General features: G+C 48.3%; 7 protein-coding genes. 3 read left to right on the top strand and 4 right to left on the bottom strand.

Features of this window, described 5'->3' with window-relative positions:
* Positions 1–247: 247 nt before the first annotated feature.
* From IQ219_RS16050 to IQ219_RS16035, 4 genes are all read right to left on the bottom strand, one after another.
* Positions 248–742 carry a nucleoside deaminase gene (locus tag IQ219_RS16050; RefSeq protein WP_194073271.1) on the bottom strand — a complete coding sequence of 165 codons (495 nt, stop codon included), beginning with the start codon at positions 740–742 and terminating at the stop codon, positions 248–250.
* A gap of 179 nt (positions 743–921) precedes the next feature.
* Positions 922–1,209 carry a DUF29 family protein gene (locus tag IQ219_RS16045; RefSeq protein ID WP_228017212.1) on the bottom strand — a complete coding sequence of 96 codons (288 nt, stop codon included), beginning with the start codon at positions 1,207–1,209 and terminating at the stop codon, positions 922–924.
* 9 nt (positions 1,210–1,218) lie between these two features.
* Positions 1,219–2,682 carry a DASH family cryptochrome gene (locus tag IQ219_RS16040; RefSeq protein ID WP_194073270.1) on the bottom strand — a complete coding sequence of 488 codons (1,464 nt, stop codon included), beginning with the start codon at positions 2,680–2,682 and terminating at the stop codon, positions 1,219–1,221.
* 120 nt (positions 2,683–2,802) lie between these two features.
* Positions 2,803–3,960 carry a tetratricopeptide repeat protein gene (locus IQ219_RS16035; protein ID WP_194073269.1) on the bottom strand — a complete coding sequence of 386 codons (1,158 nt, stop codon included), beginning with the start codon at positions 3,958–3,960 and terminating at the stop codon, positions 2,803–2,805.
* Positions 3,961–3,971: 11 nt separating this feature from the next.
* Here IQ219_RS16035 and IQ219_RS16030 point away from each other — a divergent pair, with 11 nt between their 5' ends.
* The 3 genes from IQ219_RS16030 to IQ219_RS16020 form a co-directional block, all read left to right on the top strand.
* Positions 3,972–4,109, top strand: coding sequence for a hypothetical protein (locus tag IQ219_RS16030; RefSeq protein ID WP_190595931.1), 138 nt, complete (start codon positions 3,972–3,974; stop codon positions 4,107–4,109).
* A 69-nt stretch (positions 4,110–4,178) separates the two neighbouring features.
* Positions 4,179–5,552 carry a glucose-6-phosphate dehydrogenase assembly protein OpcA gene (opcA, locus tag IQ219_RS16025; protein ID WP_194018539.1) on the top strand — a complete coding sequence of 458 codons (1,374 nt, stop codon included), beginning with the start codon at positions 4,179–4,181 and terminating at the stop codon, positions 5,550–5,552.
* Positions 5,553–5,608: 56 nt separating this feature from the next.
* Positions 5,609–5,890: ATP-binding cassette domain-containing protein (locus tag IQ219_RS16020; protein ID WP_194073268.1), on the top strand; the 282-nt coding region annotated here is incomplete at its 3' end.

The following is a 5,890-nucleotide window of genomic DNA, read 5'->3' as shown; positions in this document are numbered from 1 at the left end:
AGTTTAACTTTTCCTTGGAGAAGAAACGGATCCTCAATGACAGTAAGGTGGTGAAAACTGAAGATAACGTTAAGCAACATTCCCACACCCACCAACGCTTGTAAGCAGAAAGTCATAGGGAGACAATGGCAAATTTTAAAGAGGCTTTTTAAAGCCCTCAGTTTCCATAAGTTTGGGGAGAAACTAGGAAAAATTACCCCAGAATTGCGGTCGCTTTAGTGGGTGAGTTTGGCAAGCAAACCAGGTCTTAGGAAACGACGGATTGTTGTCTTTTTCTGGCTCGGTGTTGGGTAAACCAACTTTGTAATTGTTCACGGCATTGCTCCTGACACACTCCCCCTAGACGTTGCAGACGGTGATTAGAGGCGGCGCTGGCGGCTAAGTCGAACACACTGTCGATGGTGCCGGTTTTGGGGTCGGGGGTGCCATAAACTAATAACCCTAAACGGGCTTGGATAATGGCGCCGGTACACATGGGGCAGGGTTCCAACGTGACATAAAGGGCACACTCATTCAATCGCCAATGGCCCAGCCGATGGCAAGCAGTTTGGATAGCCAGCATTTCCGCGTGGGCGGTGGGATTTTGATCCCGTTGTTTACGATTTTGGGTGGTGGCTAAAACTTGCCCCATGGAGTTGACCACCACTGCCCCCACAGGAATTTCCCCCTCGTTGCCCGCTTCTTCCGCCAAGGCGATCGCCATTTGCATCCAATCTTCATGGGTGGGCAGGGGTTGAGGCAATTGATCCATTGGTTATGTTTGAGTTATTTTTTTGTGGGATTAATCAATGAAATTAATCAACTTTAATGCTTGATTGATAATAGCATCGCGGTCTACTTTTTCTGCTAAATTAACGGCATCATAAATTCCACCAAAAGCCTCCAGGGAGGCGTTATCTAAAGCTCGATCATAGGCTTCAACTAAAATTTCTTGTAAATCTGGTTGGCTGACATAATAGCCCCCGCTTTTCTTCGTTTATTAATGCGTTCGATAGCGTTAATGGCATTGCGAATGGAAACTTCCCAGAAGTTAGTACTTCTTGCCTCCGCCTGTTGCTTAATCAAATGAACCAGTAAAACAATGCAATAACTATAAATTTTATTAATTTTATCTTCTTTGCTCATGGTTTCTAATTCATCGATTAAAGCCAGAGCGGCCGTGGTTTCCCCAGATTGCACTAATAGTCTTAATTCTAATAATTCTTCCATGGTCTCAACCTAAGTAATGACACCCATCTGTTCAATTTTACGGCGGGCTTCCACTGATTGGTGAAAATCCACACAGGGGCGGGGATAATCTACTCCCAATTGCACTCCCCATTGTTTTTGTTCTGTGGCAGATAATAACCATGGTTGGTGGATTTTTTCACCGGGTAAATTATTCAATTCCGGCAACCAATGGCGTAAATAATCCCCTTGGGGATCGTATTGTTGACTTTGTTTGGGAATATTAAAGTAACGGAAATCCCTAGCGTCATTACCTATACCAGCAGTGTAATTCCAATTGCCCCAATTACTACAAACATCATAATCAATTAGGCAAGATTCAAACCATTCTGCTCCCCATCGCCAATCAATGCCCAAATTTTTGCAGAGAAAACTAGCGACATTTTGCCGCCCCCGATTGGACATAAAGCCAGTGAGATTTAATTCCTGCATATTGGCATCAATTAGAGGGTAACCAGTCTGCCCCGATCGCCAGATTTCAAAACGGACTTGATCCTGCTGCCAGGGCAATTTTTTGTTCAGTAATCCCCCTCGATCAAATAACCTGTTGCCATATTTTTGGGCCACAAAACGGAAAAAATCCCGCCACATTAGCTCGAAAATTAACCAATAAGTAGAATCATTACTAATTCGTTCTTGCTCGTAACGCTTCACTTCTTGGTAAATGAACCGGGGGGAAAGGCAGCCCAATGCTAACCAAGGGGAAAACTTGCTGGAATAATCCGCTCCCACCATGCCATTGCGGGTTTCTTTATAGTTTTTTAGGCGATCGCCATCCCAAAAGTAACTTTGTAACCTCGCCAAGCCTGCTGTTTCTCCTCCTTGGAAAGCTAAAACAGAGCGGGAATCCATGGTAGCGGCGGGGAAAAATTCTGACGGTGGCGGAGTTAAGGTCAGTTGAGCATCAGGGCTAGGAGGCAGTGGGGATGGGGTAGAAAAACACGGACGAATGGAGATTTTTTTCTTTTCAAGACTTTTGCGGAAATTGGTAAACAAATCTGGCAAATCTTGAATAGAAAAAGGTAAATCTTCGGGATGGTAAAGGGTGCTTCCCCAATAACCTTCTACTTGTATGCTTAAGGTCGCTAACTCCTTGATCAAACTGCGCTCTACATCTAACTCTTCTTGGGTAACTTCCCGATGATAATAAACAGTTTTAGCGTTAACTCGCTCGGCTATTTGGGGGATTATTTGCTCTGGTAATCCAGTTGTTATCAACAACTTATTCCCTATTTTCTGCAAATTTTCAGCTAAATTCTGCACCCCTTGCCGCAGAAAATTAGCCCGCCAAGCTCCCGTTTTCGGGAAACCCTGGGCAGTGTGGCCAAATTGTCTGGGGTCATAACAGTAAACAGCGGCGATTGCCAAACCCGATCGCCATGCTCGGTAGAGGGGTTCATGATCATGCAAACGGAGATCATTGCGAAACCAAACTAAAGCAGTGGAGGAAGCCATGGGGTTAAAGGGAAAAATTCCACTCGGTAAAATGGTCTAAAAATTGAACCAAGGAAAACTATTTTTCTTTATTTTTAATCGACCGTGGCCATGGCAATTGTGCGTTAGTTTTACCTACTTTTAACCATCTTGGGGAGGAGTTTTTAGGTGACTTAATCTTTCCTGGGCTTCCGCTATGGTGGGCTGCAAAGCCAGGGCCTTTTCATAACTAGGAATGGCCTCTGCTTGACGTTCCATTGCTTCCAGTAATAATCCCCGGCTGAGCCAAACCTCGGCATCGTTGGGATTTTGGGCTAAGGCTTCATCAAAGTTAATTAGGGCTTCGGCTAATTTTCCCATTACCCCCAGGGCACTACCCCGATTCTGCCAGGCCGCAGTCATGTCGGGATTTAAATTAATTGCTTCCCCCCAACTGGCGATCGCCTCTTCTAATTCTCCCCTTTGGGCCTGCTGTATGCCAAGGTTGAACCAGTCTTCTGGACTATGGGGTTGCGTGCCTTGGCCGTACTCCGACTCCGCTCCACCGCCATTGTTGGCAGTCAATTGCTCAGTGGCAGAGTCAAAACTCTCCGTTATCTCTGCTGTTTCTACCGGCTCAACGGGGACAGAATCTTGGTCAGTAGTTTTATTTACCGCTTCCACCAACATATCAGCGGGAATATTAAACTTCTCCATCAGACCCTGTAAAATCACCTGGGGATCGGTGCTTTCAATGCCCAAAAATCCGGCAAAATGGGCCACTAAAGCGGGATCATGGGGTAAGCGTTGCACCAACTCATCAAAGGTGAAACTTTCCATTTCCCCTTCCGCTTGAGCCTGCTCCACCGAGACTAAATCCGGGCCATCATATTCCCACACCGTATCCATCTGGGGTGGTGACTGCCTAGCATACAGCTCCCTGCCAATGCGCTGGGACTTATCCCCAATGGGGGCAATCTGGGGAAAGGATTGGGCCAATTCCCCCAAACGCATCATCCGGGCGGCTAAAACTAAATTGGGGGAGGGGGAAGCCAGCACTGTAGTTTGAAAACGGTCCAACCAATCAAGCCATTGCTTAGGGCGACAGCGGTGGTCCAACTGTTGAAAAAATTTGAGAATGCGTCCTTCGTGCCAACCGTGGGCAATGCCTTCTAGGAGTTGATTGAACAAAAACTCATAATCAGTGTCGCTCAGGGGGGGGAGTTCCTGGAGAAATTTACTCCTCGGCCCTGGGCCGCCCACCAAAGGGGCAAAAAGTTGTTGGATCCACTGCCAAATACGCTGGAAAAATTTCTGCATCCTAAAATGGGGTGACGGTCACTGTTGACGGATTACGGGGGCGACATTTACTGACAATTATTCTAAGCCATGGTTTGCCCCTCCCTAGGGATTGTCAACATCAGCGGAGTTTGGCCCTGGATTTTTGGCGATCGCCGGTTGCAATTTGAAAACTGCCACTACCATGGGGGGTAAAGTATCAGCGTCATTGCCCAGTCCGATTCCATTGGAGCCATTGCATGAGTACCACCCAAGCCCCTCCCCTCGTTTCCCTCCAAGCCCCCAAGGACGTTTCCCTCGAGGCGATCGAGTCTGAGTTAGCCCAAATTTGGCAAACCAGTGCCCAACAGGAAGAGGGTTTAATCGCTACTAGGGCCACCACGTTCAGTTTTTTAGTGTATGAACCGGACGGGGTCCAATCCCTGCTGGCCGCCCTCGGTTACTACACTGGCCCCATTGACGGCATTGCGGGGCCCCGTATGACCGCCGCTATTAAGTCGGCTCAAAAAGCTTTGGGGGTGGCCGTTACCGGACTATCTAGCCCAGAATTTAAGCAAGCATTACAGACTGCCTTTGAAACTGCCCACCGGGAAGGCAATTTACTCAGCACCGCTGAACGGATCACGAAACCCTATTCCCCCGACCTAGAAGGGAGTGGCATTGCCGATACCATTGCCGCTTCTAACCCCTGTCGCATTATTACCCTTTGCCCGACTGCGGAGGATGACCAGGGGGTACAGGCCCAGCTTTCCGCCTACTGTCCGATCCAAAAGACCCAGCACAATACTCTTATTTGTTGTGAATACATTACTCTGCGGGGCACTTCTGATGCGTTGGAGCGCATTACCGGTGTGATCACGGAATTAATGTTGCCCACCCTACCTAAATATGTGTGGTGGAAAGCTAGCCCAGAAATGGAGTATGGGTTATTTCAACGGTTATTGTCCCATGCGGACATGATCATTGTGGATTCCAGTATTTTTAACAATCCCGAACAGGATTTGTTCCAGTTAGCCCAATTGGTTAATAAGCCAGAGGCGATCGCCGATTTGAATTGGAGCCGCTTAGCGCCATGGCAGGAGCTGACAGCCGAAGCCTTCGATCCGCCGGAGCGTCGTTCTGCGGTGGGGGAAATTGACCAAATTTCCATTGATTATGAAAAGGGTAACCATGCCCAGGCATTGATGTATTTGGGCTGGGTGGCCAGCCGTTTGCAGTGGACTCCCGTTAGCTATAGCTACCAACCAGGAGTATACGAAATTCACAAAATTCAATTCTGTGCCCCCAACCAACGGGCCATTGAAGCAGAACTGGCCGGTTTACCCTTGGCCGATACGGGGCAGGTGCTGGGGGACTTAATTAGTCTCAAACTGGGTTCCACCAATACCCAGGCCGAGTGCGGCACAGTACTTTGTTCCGGTACCGTCGGTTGTATGCGCATGGAAGCAGGCGGCGGAGCGCAAAATTACCGGGTGCAACAGGTCACCGCCCTGGACGACCAAAATACGGAGCAATTACTGGGACGACAACTGCAACGCTGGGGCCGGGATGCTCTCTACGATGAATCCATGGCGATCGTGTTGGCTATTTTACAACTGTCCCAGGCAGGATAATGGCAGAATGAACCATTAACCTCCTTTGCTTAATTCGTTCTTAACCTTCTTCGGCCATGACTTCCCCCACTGCTCCGTTGATTTCCTTTGACCAGTTACAAAAAAACTTTGGCCCCCTCGAGGTTCTGCGGGGAGTAACGGGGGAAATTTACCCTAAGGATGTGATTTCCATCATTGGCCCTTCTGGTTGTGGCAAAAGTACCTTTTTGCGTTGCCTCAATCGCCTAGAACCCATCAGCGGTGGTCAATTAGAGGTGACTGGGGTGGATTTGTCGGGGGCAAAGATTGACCAAAAACATCTGCGGCAATTGCGGGTGCGGGTGGGCATGGTATTTCAG

The sequence above is a fragment of the Synechocystis sp. LEGE 06083 genome (genome assembly GCF_015207725.1).
Classification (GTDB): domain Bacteria; phylum Cyanobacteriota; class Cyanobacteriia; order Cyanobacteriales; family Microcystaceae; genus Synechocystis; species Synechocystis salina.
The sequence above is the reverse complement of the archived record's forward strand: the minus strand, read 5'-3'. Positions and strand labels throughout refer to the sequence as shown.

Coding starts and splice junctions, on each gene's coding strand:
- IQ219_RS16045 (WP_228017212.1), bottom strand. CDS start 1,209: ATGGAAGAATTATTAGAATTAAGACTATTAGTGCAATCTGGGGAAACC.
- IQ219_RS16040 (WP_194073270.1), bottom strand. CDS start 2,682: ATGGCTTCCTCCACTGCTTTAGTTTGGTTTCGCAATGATCTCCGTTTG.
- IQ219_RS16035 (WP_194073269.1), bottom strand. CDS start 3,960: ATGCAGAAATTTTTCCAGCGTATTTGGCAGTGGATCCAACAACTTTTT.
- opcA (WP_194018539.1), top strand. CDS start 4,179: ATGAGTACCACCCAAGCCCCTCCCCTCGTTTCCCTCCAAGCCCCCAAG.